The sequence below is a fragment of the Bacillus sp. ISL-4 genome (assembly GCF_018613275.1).
Classification (GTDB): Bacteria; Bacillota; Bacilli; order Bacillales; family DSM-1321; genus Peribacillus; species Peribacillus simplex_E.
Window position 1 is genome coordinate 33,070 of record NZ_JAGGQN010000047.1, and the last position, 16,445, is coordinate 49,514.

The following is a 16,445-nucleotide window of genomic DNA, read 5'->3' on the forward strand; positions in this document are numbered from 1 at the left end:
AAAAAATAATTTTATTTCAAAAAACTATTGCCTAAACTATATAAACCATGATATTATCAAAAGCGTCGTCACAATAGAACAAGCCATTAAAAAGATACGGATGTTAAGTTAACATCCTGAAAAGAAACATTTCCTTAGTACGAGCCATTAGCTCAGTTGGTAGAGCATCTGACTTTTAATCAGAGGGTCGAAGGTTCGAATCCTTCATGGCTCACCATTTTTTCCGGCCCATTGGTCAAGCGGTTAAGACACCGCCCTTTCACGGCGGTAACACGGGTTCGAATCCCGTATGGGTCACTTCTTTATATAAATGCTTTACTGGTCCCGTGGTGTAGCGGTTAACATGCCTGCCTGTCACGCAGGAGATCGCGGGTTCGATTCCCGTCGGGACCGCCATTTTATTTTTTTTCTAAAATAGAATATTTGGCTCAGTAGCTCAGTCGGTAGAGCAAAGGACTGAAAATCCTTGTGTCGGCGGTTCGATTCCGTCCTGAGCCATCCTTTTATAAACGCCTTTCCTTTAGGGCGTTTTTTTGTTTTGCGTCCAGATGTATTTTGAATGAAATCTTGTTAATAGATTGTTAACGATTTGTAACATACCAATTTCGACCAATTTGGTTTATTACTCGCCTTTAACCTTACTGGGCCTAGGCCAACTCCCTTTTCTGCAGTTTATTGAACTTTCCCCATTCCTATATTTATTGGTACATGTTGTCACGATTTATACAGTTCCATTACATTATGAAGTCTATTTCTTGTTTTTTTTCTTAATATGGTAGAGTTATGAGTGATAAAAATCATTATAGAAATCAGTCATAAGCATGCGGATATTTAAATTGGACTAATAAATCTCAAAATAAAATTGATTAGTTTCTTAATTGGTGACTGAGCCGTTAAGGAGGACAATATATGTTTAGCTCAAAAGGCAAGGGGATCATCCTGTTGATGGTTTCCGTCATTTTAATGCTTGCAGGAAATCGGGCAACTGCTGCTGGGATATCGGATACTGCAACCATACAGCATGTTTATCTTAACGATGAGTTCGTCGGAAGTGTGACGGATGAAACGGAAATCGAAAAGATCGTAGCCAATAAGGTAGATGAAGCACAGGAAGATTATCCGGACTTAACATTCGAAAAGGAGACACAGCTGACGTTTGTGCCTGAAGAGGTATTCGATGAAGAGGTAAAAGAGGATCAGACTGTTAAGGGGATTCTAGATCAGTTGAATGTGAAGGCAGAGGCTTATGAAATCGACATAGATAATCAGGCGGTCGCTTATGTTGCGTCAAAGGAAGATGCCGAGGACGTTTTGGAGAAAATCACTTTATTATATGTGAATGAAAAGGAATACGCTGAATATGAATCAGGTAAAAAGGAAAGTGAAAAAGATGCGGATCCGTTAAAAGAGCCAGGAAGTAGAATTCTGGACATCGAATTTTCACTTCCAGTCACGTTTAAAGAGACAATGGTATATCCAGACGAAATCAAGAGCGTCGATGAAACCCTTTCCATGATTGAAGAAGGAAAGGAAGGAACGACGAGCTATGAGGCTAAGGAAGATGAGGATCTTGAAGCCATTGCCACTAGCCATGATATGGACCTGGATCAACTGCTGGAGCTAAATCCGGGACAGGATGAGAACAAAGGTGTAAAAGAGGGCGAGCGTCTCTCTGTGACCCAACGTATCCCCTATGTGAACGTAATGGTAGAAAGAGAAGTATTTAAGGAAGAGAGGATTCCTTTTGAAAAGAAAGTGAAGGAGGATGACGAACTTCCAAAGGGCGAGCTCATTACTGAACAAATAGGGAATGAGGGGATTCTTGCGTTCACCTATAATGTATCCGAAACAAATGGAAAGAAAATCAGTGAAACGATCGCAAAAAAAGAAGTCACGGAAAAAGCCAAAACAGAAATCACCAGAAAAGGCACCAAGGTCATTCCTTCACAGGGCAGCGGTACATATTCCTGGCCTGCAGATGGGGGCTATATTTCCAGTAAGCAGGGTCAGCGCTGGGGGAAACTGCATAAAGGTATAGATATTGCCCGGCCAGCCACCAGGACGATAACGGCAGCAGATCATGGGATAATCGAAACTGCCGGAAACTCCGGAGGATATGGAAATAAGATAACGATCAATCATAATAACGGGTATAAGACAGTATATGCCCATTTGGATTCAATAGATGTACAAGCAGGACAAAAGATTGAAAAAGGCATGAAAATTGGCATGATGGGTTCAACAGGTAACTCGACCGGTGTCCACCTCCACTTTGAAATATATAAAAACGGGTCTCTCGTTAATCCGCTAAACTATATAAGCCAGTAATCGATGGAAGTCTTCGAAAATTATTCGAAGACTTCTTTGCTTCATACATAGATGAGAATAATAGGAAAAAGGTGATTTAATGCCTATAAAATGATAAAGTAGAATAGAGACAATTTGCTTTCATTCCGGTGTTCAGCCCCTTTTACTGGGTATATATATGTAACTTTGCTAAAACTAGGTTGCCGGGTTGTGCAAGCAGAAGGAAAAGTGAATAAGGTCCCGGATAAGGACATGGTTTTTAATAGATTCAGTTCAGTTATTAAAAAGGAGATAAGTACATGGATAAAAAGATTCTGGTAGTGGATGACGAAAAGCCAATTGCTGATATATTACAATTCAATCTGAAAAAAGAAGGCTATGAAGTTTTTTGTGCTTATGATGGCAATGAAGCCCTCAAAATGGTAGAAGAACGGCAACCCGATTTGATTTTACTTGATATCATGCTACCGCAGCGCGATGGCATGGAAGTTTGCAGGGAAGTAAGGAAGAAGTATGAAACGCCGATCATCATGTTAACGGCAAAAGATTCAGAGATTGATAAGGTCTTAGGATTGGAGCTTGGTGCAGACGACTATGTGACAAAGCCATTTAGTACCCGGGAAATAATTGCCCGAGTTAAGGCGAACCTAAGACGTCAGCAAGCTGTTCCAGTTCCCGATCAAGAAAATGAACCGAAGGAAATTACGATAGGAACGCTCACTATCCATCCGGATGCCTATGTGGTATCCAAGCGGGGCGATACGATTGAATTAACGCATCGCGAATTTGAGTTGCTTCATTACTTAGCGAAGCACATCGGTCAGGTCATGACAAGGGAGCACTTATTACAAACCGTGTGGGGCTATGATTATTTTGGTGATGTGCGGACGGTCGATGTAACGGTCAGACGTCTTCGTGAGAAGATTGAAGACAATCCAAGCCATCCTGGCTGGATTGTAACTAGAAGAGGGGTCGGTTATTACCTGCGTAACCCTGAACAGGAGTAGTTTCTATGAAAAAGGTTGGTTTTTTTCGCTCAATTCATTTTAAATTTGTTCTGATTTATGTATTGCTCATTTTCGTAGCAATGCAAATAATCGGGGTATATTTTGTTGGGGAATTGGAAGAAAATCTTGTCGGGAACTTTACGAAATCAATTAAAGGTCACGTTAACCTGCTTACCTACAGTATTGGTGAGGAAATGGAAAAAGAGAGGGGAGAGGAAGATCCGACCCTCGAAGAAGCGATTGATACGATATTGAAAGACCGGGATAATTCATCGAATGATATTTCGGAAGTACGTGTCATCGACACCCGCAGCAGACGTGTGATCGGAACTTCAGCCCCAAGTAACCAGGATATTGTAGGGAAGAAGACAACAGAGGTCCTTATTAAAAATACACTCATTTATGGAAAAGAAGATAGTGATGTATTTCGGGACAAGAAAACAGGCAGGCGGCTCTGGGTACTTTCGACACCCATTGAAGCAAATGAGGAGGTCATTGGCGCCGTCTATGTAATAGCAGAGATGGAAAATGTCTTTGAGCAGATGGATGAAATCAATAGTATCTTCATGACAGGTACGGCCATCGCCCTAGTCATTACGGCCATCTTGGGGATCCTGCTCGCACGAACGATCACAAGGCCAATGTCCGATATGAGAAAACAGGCCCTGGTGATGGCGAAAGGGAATTTCTCCAGAAAAGTTAGGGTATATGGCGATGATGAAATTGGCCAGCTTGCCGTCACTTTCAATAATTTGACCAAAAAGCTTCAAGAGTCGCAATCAAGCACAGAAGGAGAGCGGCGCAAGCTTTCTTCTGTACTTTCCAATATGACGGATGGCGTAATTTCAACGGACAGGCGTGGTCGGGTGAACTTGATTAATGAACCGGCGGCACAATTATTGAATGTCTCGAGTGAAACCGTCATGAACCAACCGATCATTGAGGTTTTAGGTCTTGAAGAAGAATATAGATTTGAGGATTTACTGGAAGAGCGAGAGTCCATTATCCTTGATTACAGCAAAAAAAATCGGCCTTTCATTTTGAGGGGGAACTTTTCGGTCATTCAAAAGGAAACGGGATTCGTCAATGGTTTGATTACTGTTTTGCATGACATAACAGAGCAGGAAAAAATCGAGAGCGAACGCAGGGAGTTTGTTGCCAATGTATCACATGAACTGCGAACACCGTTAACGACGATGAGAAGTTACCTGGAAGCATTGGCTGAAGGTGCATGGAAGGACGAGGAAATCGCTCCATCCTTTTTAAGCGTGACCCAAAATGAAACGGAGCGAATGATCAGGCTTGTTAATGATCTGTTACAGCTTTCGAAAATGGACAGTAAAGATTACAGGCTTAAAACGGGCTGGGTGAATTTCAATAAATTCTATGACCACATCATCGATCGTTTTGAAATGACGAAAAATGATGACATCACGTTTAAACGTGATTTGCCGAAGGAAGCTTATTTTGTGGATATTGATGAAGATAAAATCACCCAGGTTCTCTATAATGTAATCTCCAACTCCTTAAAGTACTCACCTGAAGGGGGTCAAGTGACTTTCCGCGTCAGGGCATCTGATGGCTTTATCATTGTGAGCATTACAGATCAAGGAGTGGGTATCCCGAAAAACGTCATTGATAAAATATTCGACCGCTTCTATCGTGTGGATAAAGCAAGGGCCCGTAACTTAGGCGGGACAGGGCTTGGTTTAGCGATTGCAAAAGAGATGGTCGTGGCGCATGGCGGGAAAATATGGGCGGAAAGTGTGGATGGAAAAGGAACTACTGTGTTCTTTACACTTCCTTACGAACAGGAAGAAGAGGATGATTGGTCATGAATTTTGAACGTGCAAAAAGCATCATACTGGTTATTTTGATCGGGACAAGCATTTTTTTGACATGGAGCATTTGGACATACGAGCCTGAATATGATCCATTTGAACAATCGTCGGAATTTATAAAGATTAAAAGCGATGTCCAGATTGTCAGTGATGTCATTAAACCAGTCAGTATCCTTTTCCATGGCAATGGACAGCATTTCCAGACTTCCAATCCGGTAGAAATAAATGAAATGGAAAAAGAATTTTCGCAATGGCGTTTCAGCGACATAAAAGAGGTATCCGTAAAAAGGCTGCAAAGGAAATTTGACGATTTTGTCCATGAAGATGGGTCGATTGAAATCGAATTTTCCGATGATATACCCATCGCTCTTTATAAAACGGTATTGAATATAACGGATAAGGAAGTGCCTGGATTTTCATTCGATCGAATCATCATTAAACAAAAGGATATCAGTGGTAATGAATCTGCCGTTTATTTTGTTTCCTACGATCAAGAGAAGATTTATCAAGGGATGGTCGACTCTAAAAAACTAAGGAATTTCATGGATTCATTTTATAGGGGTTCATACGATAAGCACCCTGAATACACAGCCGAAACCATAAACAGCAAAAGGACGCTGTTCGTTCCGGTAAAGCCAGTGGAGATCAACAGACTTGAATATTATATTGACTATTTGGATATTGGAAACTTGAAAAATGCGTTATTTATTTTTCCGAAGTTCGTACGCCAGGACTCCGTTTCGGTCGGTGAGGAATACACGGATGGAACAAGACTTATGACGGTCAATAAAGATCATTACCTAATTTCTTATATCAATCCGGCACAAAAGAGCAAGTTATTTGGCAGTCCCAGTGACCTTTTGCAAAAAAGTATTGATTTCATCAATGATCATGACGGTTGGGAAGATAACAATTATCGCTTTGCCTATATGTCGGAGAATCAACAACGAGTGGTATTCCGCTTATTCGTAAATGGTTATCCGGCCTTCAATGAATCTGGAATGACAGAAATCGAGCAAATTTGGGGGAAAGAAGAAATTTATAGCTATGACCGCCCATACTTTTCACTTGACTCAGTCCTCCCGTCAGAAGAATCGGTAAAGACTTTACAAAGTGGTAGAGAAGTATTGAATAAGCTGAAATCGAAAGATAATATCGATTTCAAAAGCGTGGAGGACATCTCGATTGGCTATAAACTGGATAAATCTCTGGATTCCAAACTTGTAACACTAGTTACACTCGATCCCACTTGGTATTATCGTATCGGCGATAAATGGTTTATGGTGCCTTTTGAAGAAGATACGGGAGGCGATCAAAGTGGATTGGAATAATACAAAGTCGATTTTCATCATGGTTTTCTTCATTTTGAATATTTTTCTTCTTTATCAATTCCTGGAAAAGATTAATGACTCCCAATATGAAAGTTTCACGGAGTCCTCAACGGAAGAACTGTTGAAAGAAGATGAGATTTCAATAGAAGCCCTACTTCCGAAACAAAAGTTGAAGGATCAATTCCTGATTGCCCAAAGCAAGAATTTCGAGAAGAAGGATATTGAGCACCTGAAAAACCAAAAAGCAAAAATTATCGATGATAAGAAGCTTGTGGGTACATTTAAGATACCGGTTGGCATGAAAGCGGAAATTAATGCTGCAGACCTTGATATATTCCTGAAGGAGTATATTTTAAATGGAAGTGAGTATCATTTTTGGAGCTATGATGAAATCAACCAGACCATCATCTGCTATCAAGTGGCAGATAAAAAGATGTTTTATAATAATAGTAAGGGGAAGGTCACTTTATATCTGAACAAGAAGGGTGAAATCGTTTCCTACGAACAGATGTATTTAGAGGGGATCGAAAAATTCAATAAACCTAAAGAATTGGTATCTGCTTTAACTGCCATTAGAGAATTGTATGATAATGGTGATATTGATCCCAAAAGCAAAGTTACGAATGTAAAACTGGGCTTTTACAATTCGCTGCAGACGACATCTGTGTCACATTTACTTGTGCCAACATGGTGGGTGGTCATTGATGACGAAACGGATCTCTTCGTGAATGCTTTTGATGGAGAGGTCATTGAATTGAATACAGAAGAAAAAATACTGGAGTGAGTAAAGATGACAATGCATTTTAGTGTTCTCGCAAGCGGGAGTACAGGAAATGCCTTTTTCGTGGAAACGGAGGATCAATCTTTCCTTGTCGATGCCGGCTTAAGCGGTAAAGCCCTGGAAGCATTGTTTCAGGATATAGGCCGTGATATGTCGAAGCTATCCGGTATCCTTGTTACCCATGAACACAGCGACCATATTAAAGGTCTTGGCGTGGTTGCCAGAAAACATAAACTCCCGATATATGCGAATGCAAAAACATGGAATGCCATGGATCGATCAATCGGTGAAATTGCAACCGAACAAAAATTCACATTTGAAATGGAACAGGTTAAAACGTTCGGCAGTCTTGATATAGAATCTTTTGGCGTTTCACATGATGCGGCAGAGCCGATGTTTTACGTCTTTCATCATGAGGATAAGAAACTTGTGGTCATTACCGATACAGGGTACGTAAGTGATCGGATGAAAGGAATCATCTCAAATGCCGATGCTTACGTATTTGAAAGTAACCATGATGTGTCTATGCTGAGGATGGGAAAATATCCATGGAGCATCAAGCGCCGGATTTTAAGCGATGTCGGACATGTTTGTAATGAAGACGCTGCCCTTGCAATGAGTGAAGTGGCTGGTGATAAGACCAAGCGGATTTACTTGGCCCACTTAAGCCTTGATAACAATATGAAGGATCTAGCAAGAATGTCGGTGGAACAGACGTTAAAGACAAAGGGAATCATCGTTGGCGAACAATTTTCCTTATATGATACAGACCCGAAAAGACCAACGGAACTTGTTACGTTATAAATAAAAGGAATGGATGAGGGATACCTTGTTCATTCCTTTTTTATTTTTAAAAATTTCAGTTCGTAAGTTACGAATCGGATTAAAAGGGGTACCGTTTGGTTAGAACTGTATAGGTAAAAGGAAAATGGCTGTATACTAGTCAATTTTACGTTTCCCCTTAAATAAAAGCATTCATTTTTTTAGAAAAAATTCGGTAATTGAGTATAATTGAGAGAGGATACCAAACAATAGAATTGCTATAATTTATTCCTAAAATGAGAGGATGGGGCGGTCTTGGGTTATTATGATCAGAATGGTGAGAACCAAAATAAACGGAAAAGAGGCTATACGGGCTATTTTCTAGCAGGCTTGGGGGGCGTCATCATCGGGGCCTTACTTATTTTACCGGGAAGTGGGCTGTTAAATAACGATGATAACGAAATTACAACGGGGAAATCAACGGAGAATGAGCCTGCAAAGCAGTCCCAGCAAAACCTTACTCTTGATGTAACAAGTGCTGTCACCAATGCTGTTGATAAGGCCAGCGACGCAGTGGTCGGGATCACTAACATTCAGAAAACAAACTTCTGGGGTCAAGGGAGCAACGCCGAGGACAGTTCGGCAGAAGCCGGCACTGGTTCTGGAGTCGTCTACAAAAAAGATGGGGGCAAAGCCTATATCGTCACGAATAATCACGTCATTGAAGGCGCTAATGAACTGGAAGTGACATTAAGTGATGGCACTAAATTGCCAGCTGAACTACAAGGTAGTGACCCATGGACAGATTTAGCTGTCGTTGTCGTGAATGGTGATAAAATCAAAACCATTGCTGAATTCGGAAAATCCAGCAAATTGAAACCTGGGGAGCCCGTAATTGCCATTGGTAATCCATTAGGCCTCCAATTCTCTGGATCGGTCACACAAGGGATCATCTCCGGATTGGAGCGGACGATAGAGGTGGATATCAATGAGGACGGACAAGTGGATTGGAATGCGGAGGTCATCCAGACCGATGCGGCGATTAACCCAGGTAACAGCGGGGGGGCACTCGTTAATATGTCAGGGCAGGTCATCGGAATAAATTCGATGAAGATTGCGGAAAATGCAGTGGAAGGAATCGGTCTTTCCATTCCGATCGATTCAGTTATACCGATTATTAATGATATAGAGGAATTTGGTGAAGTGAAACGTGCCTTCTTGGGTGTGAATTTGGCATCTGTAGAAGAGATTTCCCAATACCATCAACAAAATACATTAAAGTTACCAAGAAAAGTTACATCTGGCGTTGCAATAACAGGGGTTCAAAGCAACTCTCCAGCATCCAAAGCAGGATTGAAGGAATTTGACGTCATTGTTGGAATGGATAATGAAAAAATTCATGACGTTGTGGAATTACGAAAATACCTTTACAACGAAAAGAAAATCGGTGATAAAGTTAAAATCATTTATTACCGTGACGGAAAGAAAGAAACTACGGAAGTCAAACTTTCAAGCAGCGAAATTTAAAAGCACAAAAGGACAGGGGGAAAAAATGCCTCCTGTCCTTTCTATTTCCTTGCGATTTTCTTATTTTTTGTTACGATTACCTGTGGATATATACTTAGATTAAAGATCTCAAGTAACTTGTGGATAATTGGGAATAGAAGTACGGGAATAATGAGTGGGAAAGGAGATATGAAAGATGAAATTATATTGCTGTCAGGAACACGTGGACATGGCGCTGGATGAAGTGGTATACGAATGTGAAACCTATCCTGTTTTAACGCTGGTTCCCGAAGAAAATCAGTTATCAACAACCTGTGAATATTGTCGAAACGTGGCAATATATCTAGTAGGGAACTAATATTCCCATACAAGATGTGGATAGATTTTGTGGATATGTGGATAACTTTTGTGGATAACATGTTTGTAACCTGTTCTTAACATTTTCCGAAAAATGAAGCGGCGGGTGGAATGGTTTAGATTCAAGCTTTTGGTTGTACGAATAAGCAACATCATTCTTTATCGGATCAGAACTAAGTCCAGCCCAATTTCTTCAATACACATTAAAAAAAATGAAGGTTACCGTTGCCACTTTCAGGGGCAGCGGTTTTTATTTTAAAAGCATTAAAAATTGGAAAGGATATGCTTGTTTTGCTTATAGGTCACTGTAAGGTATGATAATAGGTGAGCAAATCCAACAATTGATAGTAAAAACATAATGAAAGCTAGAGGATATATATGAAAATAACGATTATTACTGTTGGCAAGCTAAAGGAAAAATACTTAAAGCAAGGAATTGCTGAATATACAAAAAGGTTAAGCGCCTATGCTAATATAGAACTTGTCGAAGTACCGGATGAAAAAGCTCCGGAGAACCTGAGTGCAGCGGACATGGACATTGTAAAGCAAAAGGAGGGTGAACGAATCCTGGCGAAAGTCAGCCCGGACACCTACGTAATAACGCTTGAAATCAATGGAAAACAGCTTACTTCAGAGCAGCTGGCCACTCATTTGGATCAGCTCGCCACCTATGGAAAGAGCAAAATTGCCTTTATTATAGGCGGGTCGCTTGGGCTTGGCACTGAGGTGTTATCAAGAAGTGATTATGCCCTTTCCTTCTCGAAAATGACCTTTCCGCACCAATTAATGAAATTGGTTCTAGTGGAGCAAATATATCGGGCTTTTCGGATAAATAGAAATGAACCATATCATAAATGATGGAACTAATTCCGGGGAAATCCCCCGTAAGGTTAATGGGTTAAAATATTAAATCTTAATGTAATGAAAAGAGGGTAACGAATGAATAAAGAGTCCATTTATGGTTTAACATTCGAACAATTGACATCATGGCTTTCGGATCATGGCCATAAAAAATTCAGAGCTTCCCAAGTCTGGGAGTGGCTTTATAGAACACGTGTGACGAATTTCTCTGAAATGACGGATGTTAATAAAGAGTGCATAAAATTACTTGAAGAGCACTTTGTCATCCAGACTTTGACTGAGCACGTAAAGCAAGAATCAGCGGATGGAACAATCAAGTTCTTGTTTAAATTACAGGATGGAAACCTTATCGAAACCGTCATGATGAGGCATAAATACGGAATTTCGGTTTGTGTCACCACCCAAGTGGGCTGCAATATTGGCTGCAGTTTCTGTGCCAGTGGATTATTGGCCAAAAGCCGTGATTTATCCAGCGGCGAAATAGTGGAACAAATCATGAACGTTCAACTGCATCTGGATAAATTGGAACAAGGGGATGTTGTTAGCCATGTTGTTGTAATGGGTATTGGTGAGCCGTTCGATAACTTTGATAATATGATAGACTTTTTGAAGGTACTCATGGACCATAAGGGTCTTGCTATCGCTGCTAGGCGTATTACTGTTTCGACGAGCGGTCTTGCCAATAAGATTTATGATTTCACCGATACCCAATTACAGGTGAATCTGGCCATCTCATTGCATGCACCGAATAATGAACTCAGGACACGAATCATGAAAATAAACCGAGCTATTCCGATAGAAAAATTGATGAAATCTCTTGATTATTATTTAGAGAAAACGAATAGGAGAATTACGATTGAATATATCCTATTGAAAGATGTCAATGACCACCAAGAAGAAGCCGAGCAACTCGCCAATCTTCTTGAGGACAAAAAACATCGGCTCTATGTCAACCTGATTCCATACAATCCTGTAGATGAGCATAGTCAATACCAAAGAAGTGAAAAAGAGTCCGTTCTCTCGTTTTATGATACGCTGAAAAAGAGAGGCGTAAATTGTAAAATCCGCCAAGAACATGGAACGGATATTGATGCAGCTTGCGGCCAGCTTAGAAGCAAGCAAATCAAGAAAGCTGAAGCCCAGTAATCACTAAGAGAAAACATCAAAAAGAGGCCGCATATTTCGCAGCCTCTTTGGCATGATTTTATTATTTAGCTATTTCCTTTACCGAGGCGACTTCATACGTTGTAAGCTCGCTGCCTAGAATTGGAGATTCTTTTTTTGCTTCACCGGAACCTGGTTCAGGCCGTTTATGTGCAGCCTTGAATGCATCACTATTTCTCCAAGCAGTAAAGTTATCAAGGTTTTCCCAGTACATATTTACGCTCAGTTCATCGTGGTCCGACAAATTCTGCGTTAATAATACTTCTACTTTTACGAAGCCTTCCGTAGTATCAAGTGGACCTGGTGCAGTAAATCCTGGTGCCATGACTGCACCCATCCCTTTTTTGACTCTGATTCTATTCGTTACGATTATCATAAATCAGCACTCCCTTTGGACATCGGTTTAGAAACTACACCCTATTTAGGCTTTTGTATCATACATATTTTAGCATATTGAAAGAATCAGGGTCCATTTTGATTAACTCAGATCATGATATCCAGATGACCATTGTTTTAGTGAAGACGGATGTTTCATTATATTGAAATAAGGCAATTGAATTTGGTTATTACAAGGTTTATCGATGCATATCGCGTATAATAGAACCTTGTATAAGGAAATTACGATTATGGAAACAATAAAGCAACATACTAAATAACAAAAGAGGCTATCATATGAATGAAATGAGTTTTACTGATTATACATTAAGCGATGAAATTGTAAGGGCATTAGAAAGCTTGGGATATCAACGTCCAACAGAAGTACAGCGTGAGGTGATACCAATGGCGCTGGAAAAGAGGGATCTTGTCGTTAAATCCCAAACGGGAAGTGGCAAGACCGCTTCATTCGGCATACCGATCTGCGAAATGGTCGATTGGGAGGAGAATAAGCCTCAGGCGCTTATTTTAACACCGACACGTGAGTTGGCTGTACAAGTAAAAGAGGATATTACGAATATAGGCAGATTTAAAAGGATAAAGGCTACTGCGGTTTATGGAAAACATCCATTCGCACTGCAAAAAGCGGAATTGAAACAAAAAAGCCATGTAGTCGTCGGAACCCCGGGGCGTGTCCTGGATCATATCGAGAAAGGGACATTCGTCTTGGAACGCTTAACCCATTTAGTTATTGATGAAGCCGATGAAATGCTGAATATGGGCTTCATTGAACAAGTGGAAGCCATTATTAAAGAGCTTCCGAAAGATAGAGTAACCATGCTATTCTCTGCTACGTTACCTGAGAGTATAAAAAAGCTATGCAAGCAATATATGAAAGATCCTTTGGATATTGAAATCAAAGCAAAGGGTGTAACGACGGAGAAGATTGAACATGCTCTTATAGAAGTGAAGGAAGACGATAAGTTTTCCCTGCTTAGAGACGTCACCATCACGGAAAACCCCGATAGCTGCATCATTTTCTGCCGGACGAAAGATAGGGTAGACCAAGTATGTGAACAGCTGCTGGAACTGGAATATCCGTGTGATATGATACACGGCGGCATGCTTCAGGAAGATCGCCTTGCAGTGATGAATGAATTCAGAAGAGGTGAATTCCGCTATTTGGTTGCGACAGATGTTGCTGCACGTGGAATTGACATCGACAATATAACCCATGTGATTAACTATGACCTGCCAATGGAAAAGGAAAGTTACGTACATCGAACTGGAAGAACGGGCCGTGCCGGTAAAAAAGGAAAAGCCATTACTTTTGTGACGCCGTACGAAGACAAATTCCTTGCTGAGATTCAAGGATATATCGGTTTTGAAATCCCTAAGATGACTGTTCCTTCAAAAGAGGAAATCTCCAATAAAAAAATGGAATTCGAAGCGAAACTGGAAGCTCGTCCAAAAATCAAAAAAGATAAAAGTGAACAATTGAATAAACAAATCATGAAGCTGTATTTTAATGGCGGCAAGAAAAAGAAAATCAGGGCTGTAGATTTTGTCGGAACCATCGCAAAGATTGATGGAGTGAATGCAGAGGACATCGGGATCATTACGATCCAGGATAATGTTTCTTATGTGGAAATATTGAATGAAAAGGGACCGCTTGTCTTGAAAGTGATGAAAAATACGAAAGTAAAAGGAAAACTTTTGAAGGTTTCAGAGGCTTTTAAGAACTAAAAAGTATTGAATGAAAGAAGCGGAAAGACCGAAATATCGGTCTTTCCGCTTCTTTTTTTATGTTTTTCCGTCCCCAGTGTTTCAAAACTGGGGACGGGAAGAATTCAACAAATTTCAAAATAATTCGACCTAATACGTCCTCACTGGATTGATTTTTCTGTTTTGAAAATGTGGAGTTTCTTTTTCTGAATTCTGTTTATCCGTCAAAATAGGTGGTATATGAGGAAGGATAACGCAATTATTTCGAATCAAGTAAATACATACAACACGATTTAATCTGAATACTTAGATATGGAGGGGAATGAGTGGGATGACAAAATCAAATGAAAACGGAAGAATCGATGAGCAAAGTAAGCAGCAACAGCTGGATCAATATCGAGTGCACGATAATGGGAAAAAGATGACGACTAACCAAGGTTTGCGTATTTCTGAGGATGAGCATTCTTTGAAAGCGGGAACACGTGGTCCAACTTTGATGGAGGACTTTCATTTCCGGGAAAAAATGACTCATTTTGACCATGAGCGTATTCCTGAGCGGATTGTCCATGCCCGTGGATCTGGTGCTCATGGATATTTTCAGGTATATGAACCGATGGCCGAATATACAAAAGCCAAGTTTCTTCAAGACCCTTCAGTTAAGACACCAGTATTCGTTCGTTACTCCACGGTGGCAGGTTCCCGCGGATCGGCAGACTCGGTCCGTGATGTAAGGGGATTTTCTACAAAGTTTTATACTGAGGAAGGAAACTATGATTTGGTCGGAAATAATATTCCAGTATTTTTTATCCAGGATGCCATTAAGTTCCCGGATTTAATCCATGCGGTTAAACCGGAGCCTCATAACGAAATACCTCAGGCTGCGTCTGCCCATGATACTTTTTGGGACTTCGTCGCCAACAATGAAGAAACGGCTCATATGGTCATGTGGCATCTTTCTGATAGGGCTATACCGAGAAGTTTCCGGATGATGGAAGGGTTTGGTGTCCACACATTCCGTTTCGTAAATGAACAAGGCGTCGCCCATTTCGTTAAATTTCATTGGAAGCCTGTACTGGGAGTTAAATCCCTTGTCTGGGATGAGGCGCAGAAAATTGCAGGGAAGAATCCTGACTTTCACCGACAAGATCTGTGGGAAGCGATAGATACCGGAAATTATCCTGAATTTGAATTTGGCGTGCAAATGATTAAGGAGGAAGATGAATTCAAATTCGACTTTGATATCCTTGATCCTACTAAACTATGGCCGGAAGAACAGATCCCGGTGAAAATAATCGGAAAAATGATTTTGAATCAAAATACGGATAACTTTTTTGCAGAGACGGAACAGATAGCATTCCATCCGGGGCATGTCGTACCGGGTATTGATTTTTCGAATGATCCGCTGCTCCAGGGACGTTTATTCTCCTACACCGATACCCAGCTATCCCGATTGGGAGGACCGAATTTCCATGAGCTTCCGATTAATAGGGCGGTTGCCCCCGTTCATAATAATCAACGCGATGGCATGCACCGAATGTCAATAAATCCAGGGCAGGTCAGCTACCACAAAAATTCGCTTGCAGGCAACTCTCCCGAACCTGCTTCGGAAGAGGAAGGCGGCTATGCACATTACCAGGAAAAAGTCGATGGCAGGAAGGTCCGACAACGCAGTGAAAGCTTCAAGGATCATTACAGCCAGGCTAAATTATTTTGGAATAGCATGACGGAAGTGGAGAAAGAGCATATTATTCAGGCTTTCCACTTTGAAGTGGGAAAAGTGAAAAGTAAGGACGTTCAGCAGCAAATCGTCGAGATGTTCAGCAATGTGGATGTCGAACTGGCTAAAACGATCGCTATTGGGGTGGGCGTGAATCCTCCAGCCAACAAAAGTGAGGTCAAAATGGATTTGGCTTCTCCGGCTTTAAGCCAGGAGCAAATGAAAGTGAACACGGCCGCAACAAGGAAAGTGGCAATCTTGGCTGCAGATGGTTTCAACGGGTCAGAGGTTAATCAAGTCTTGGAATCATTTAAATCTGCAGGGATAATGGCTGAAATCATCAGTCATAATCGTGGAGTGATTACAAGTTCTGAAGGACAGCAGGCCGAGGTGAATCAGACATTCCTGACAGCCGATTCGGTACTTTTCGATGCTGTATATGTGGCAGGAGGCCAGGAGAGTGTTGATGCTTTAAAGGCATCCAAGGAACCAATTTACTTTGTTGATGAAGCCTACAATCATTTCAAAGCGATTGGTGCAGGAAAAGAAGGAGCCGAGATCTTATCGAAGGCAGGCATCGTTTCCAATGATCCAGCCTCAGGCATTGTAGCTGTTACGGATAATAATAGTGGTACTGCCTTTATCGAGGCAATTGCCAAGCACCGTCACTGGAATCGCGCTTAATATTGGATGAAAAACCCCCAGACTTGG

13 protein-coding genes and 4 tRNA genes are annotated in these 16,445 nt (G+C 41.0%); 16 read left to right on the forward strand and 1 reads right to left on the reverse strand.

All coding sequences use genetic code 11. The features are described from left to right. Positions 1-141 precede the first annotated feature (141 nt). From J7J00_RS23555 to rlmN, 14 genes are all read left to right on the forward strand, one after another. Positions 142-217: transfer RNA gene (locus J7J00_RS23555), tRNA-Lys, on the forward strand. Positions 218-225: 8 nt separating this feature from the next. Continuing rightward, positions 226-297, forward strand: a tRNA-Glu gene (locus J7J00_RS23560). A 23-nt stretch (positions 298-320) separates the two neighbouring features. After that, a tRNA-Asp gene (locus J7J00_RS23565) sits at positions 321-396 on the forward strand. A 29-nt stretch (positions 397-425) separates the two neighbouring features. After that, positions 426-498 (forward strand) — tRNA-Phe (locus tag J7J00_RS23570). A 411-nt stretch (positions 499-909) separates the two neighbouring features. Then, positions 910-2,328, forward strand: coding sequence for a peptidoglycan DD-metalloendopeptidase family protein (locus J7J00_RS23575; protein WP_214795089.1), 1,419 nt, complete (start codon positions 910-912; stop codon positions 2,326-2,328). 278 nt (positions 2,329-2,606) lie between these two features. Then, positions 2,607-3,314, forward strand: a complete 708-nt coding sequence (yycF, locus tag J7J00_RS23580; RefSeq protein ID WP_034316131.1) for a response regulator YycF — start codon at positions 2,607-2,609, stop codon at positions 3,312-3,314. A 5-nt stretch (positions 3,315-3,319) separates the two neighbouring features. After that, positions 3,320-5,152, forward strand: coding sequence for a cell wall metabolism sensor histidine kinase WalK (gene walK, locus J7J00_RS23585; RefSeq protein ID WP_214795091.1), 1,833 nt, complete (start codon positions 3,320-3,322; stop codon positions 5,150-5,152). Further along, positions 5,149-6,486, forward strand: a complete 1,338-nt coding sequence (locus J7J00_RS23590) for a YycH family regulatory protein (protein ID WP_214795093.1) — start codon at positions 5,149-5,151, stop codon at positions 6,484-6,486. Before walK ends, J7J00_RS23590 begins: the two co-directional genes overlap by 4 nt. After that, on the forward strand, positions 6,473-7,270 hold the full coding sequence (locus J7J00_RS23595; RefSeq protein WP_214795095.1) for a two-component system regulatory protein YycI: 798 nt from the start codon (positions 6,473-6,475) through the stop codon (positions 7,268-7,270). Before J7J00_RS23590 ends, J7J00_RS23595 begins: the two co-directional genes overlap by 14 nt. Before the next feature lie 6 nt (positions 7,271-7,276). Continuing rightward, positions 7,277-8,071 carry an MBL fold metallo-hydrolase gene (locus J7J00_RS23600; RefSeq protein ID WP_076368488.1) on the forward strand — a complete coding sequence of 265 codons (795 nt, stop codon included), beginning with the start codon at positions 7,277-7,279 and terminating at the stop codon, positions 8,069-8,071. 273 nt (positions 8,072-8,344) lie between these two features. After that, positions 8,345-9,556 carry a S1C family serine protease gene (locus tag J7J00_RS23605; RefSeq protein ID WP_214795097.1) on the forward strand — a complete coding sequence of 404 codons (1,212 nt, stop codon included), beginning with the start codon at positions 8,345-8,347 and terminating at the stop codon, positions 9,554-9,556. Positions 9,557-9,731: 175 nt separating this feature from the next. Beyond that, positions 9,732-9,893 (forward strand): CxxH/CxxC protein, encoded by a 162-nt coding sequence (locus tag J7J00_RS23610; protein ID WP_065310847.1) that lies wholly within the window; start codon positions 9,732-9,734, stop codon positions 9,891-9,893. Positions 9,894-10,270: 377 nt separating this feature from the next. Continuing rightward, the gene (gene rlmH / locus J7J00_RS23615; RefSeq protein WP_098370309.1) at positions 10,271-10,750 is read left to right on the forward strand and encodes a 23S rRNA (pseudouridine(1915)-N(3))-methyltransferase RlmH; all 480 of its coding nucleotides are present in this window, start codon (positions 10,271-10,273) and stop codon (positions 10,748-10,750) included. Between the two features lie 81 nt (positions 10,751-10,831). Further along, entirely contained in the window at positions 10,832-11,899 is a 1,068-nt protein-coding gene (rlmN, locus tag J7J00_RS23620) for a dual-specificity RNA methyltransferase RlmN (protein ID WP_214795099.1), read from the forward strand. Between the two features lie 61 nt (positions 11,900-11,960). On the opposite strand, the gene J7J00_RS23625 is transcribed toward rlmN, so the two are convergent. After that, positions 11,961-12,293: a heme oxygenase gene (locus J7J00_RS23625; RefSeq protein ID WP_063234288.1), complete on the reverse strand. Its 333-nt coding sequence runs from the start codon at positions 12,291-12,293 to the stop codon at positions 11,961-11,963. 305 nt (positions 12,294-12,598) lie between these two features. Between J7J00_RS23625 and J7J00_RS23630 the strand changes: the two genes are divergently transcribed. Further along, the gene (locus tag J7J00_RS23630) at positions 12,599-14,038 is read left to right on the forward strand and encodes a DEAD/DEAH box helicase (RefSeq protein ID WP_214795181.1); all 1,440 of its coding nucleotides are present in this window, start codon (positions 12,599-12,601) and stop codon (positions 14,036-14,038) included. 310 nt (positions 14,039-14,348) lie between these two features. Then, a complete protein-coding gene (locus J7J00_RS23635; protein ID WP_214795101.1) occupies positions 14,349-16,418 on the forward strand; it encodes a catalase in 2,070 nt (689 codons plus the stop codon). The last annotated feature ends 27 nt before the right edge of the window (positions 16,419-16,445 follow it).

Coding starts and splice junctions, on each gene's coding strand:
- J7J00_RS23575 (WP_214795089.1), top strand. CDS start 910: ATGTTTAGCTCAAAAGGCAAGGGGATCATCCTGTTGATGGTTTCCGTC.
- yycF (WP_034316131.1), top strand. CDS start 2,607: ATGGATAAAAAGATTCTGGTAGTGGATGACGAAAAGCCAATTGCTGAT.
- walK (WP_214795091.1), top strand. CDS start 3,320: ATGAAAAAGGTTGGTTTTTTTCGCTCAATTCATTTTAAATTTGTTCTG.
- J7J00_RS23590 (WP_214795093.1), top strand. CDS start 5,149: ATGAATTTTGAACGTGCAAAAAGCATCATACTGGTTATTTTGATCGGG.
- J7J00_RS23600 (WP_076368488.1), top strand. CDS start 7,277: ATGACAATGCATTTTAGTGTTCTCGCAAGCGGGAGTACAGGAAATGCC.
- J7J00_RS23610 (WP_065310847.1), top strand. CDS start 9,732: ATGAAATTATATTGCTGTCAGGAACACGTGGACATGGCGCTGGATGAA.
- rlmH (WP_098370309.1), top strand. CDS start 10,271: ATGAAAATAACGATTATTACTGTTGGCAAGCTAAAGGAAAAATACTTA.
- rlmN (WP_214795099.1), top strand. CDS start 10,832: ATGAATAAAGAGTCCATTTATGGTTTAACATTCGAACAATTGACATCA.
- J7J00_RS23625 (WP_063234288.1), bottom strand. CDS start 12,293: ATGATAATCGTAACGAATAGAATCAGAGTCAAAAAAGGGATGGGTGCA.
- J7J00_RS23630 (WP_214795181.1), top strand. CDS start 12,599: ATGAGTTTTACTGATTATACATTAAGCGATGAAATTGTAAGGGCATTA.
- J7J00_RS23635 (WP_214795101.1), top strand. CDS start 14,349: ATGACAAAATCAAATGAAAACGGAAGAATCGATGAGCAAAGTAAGCAG.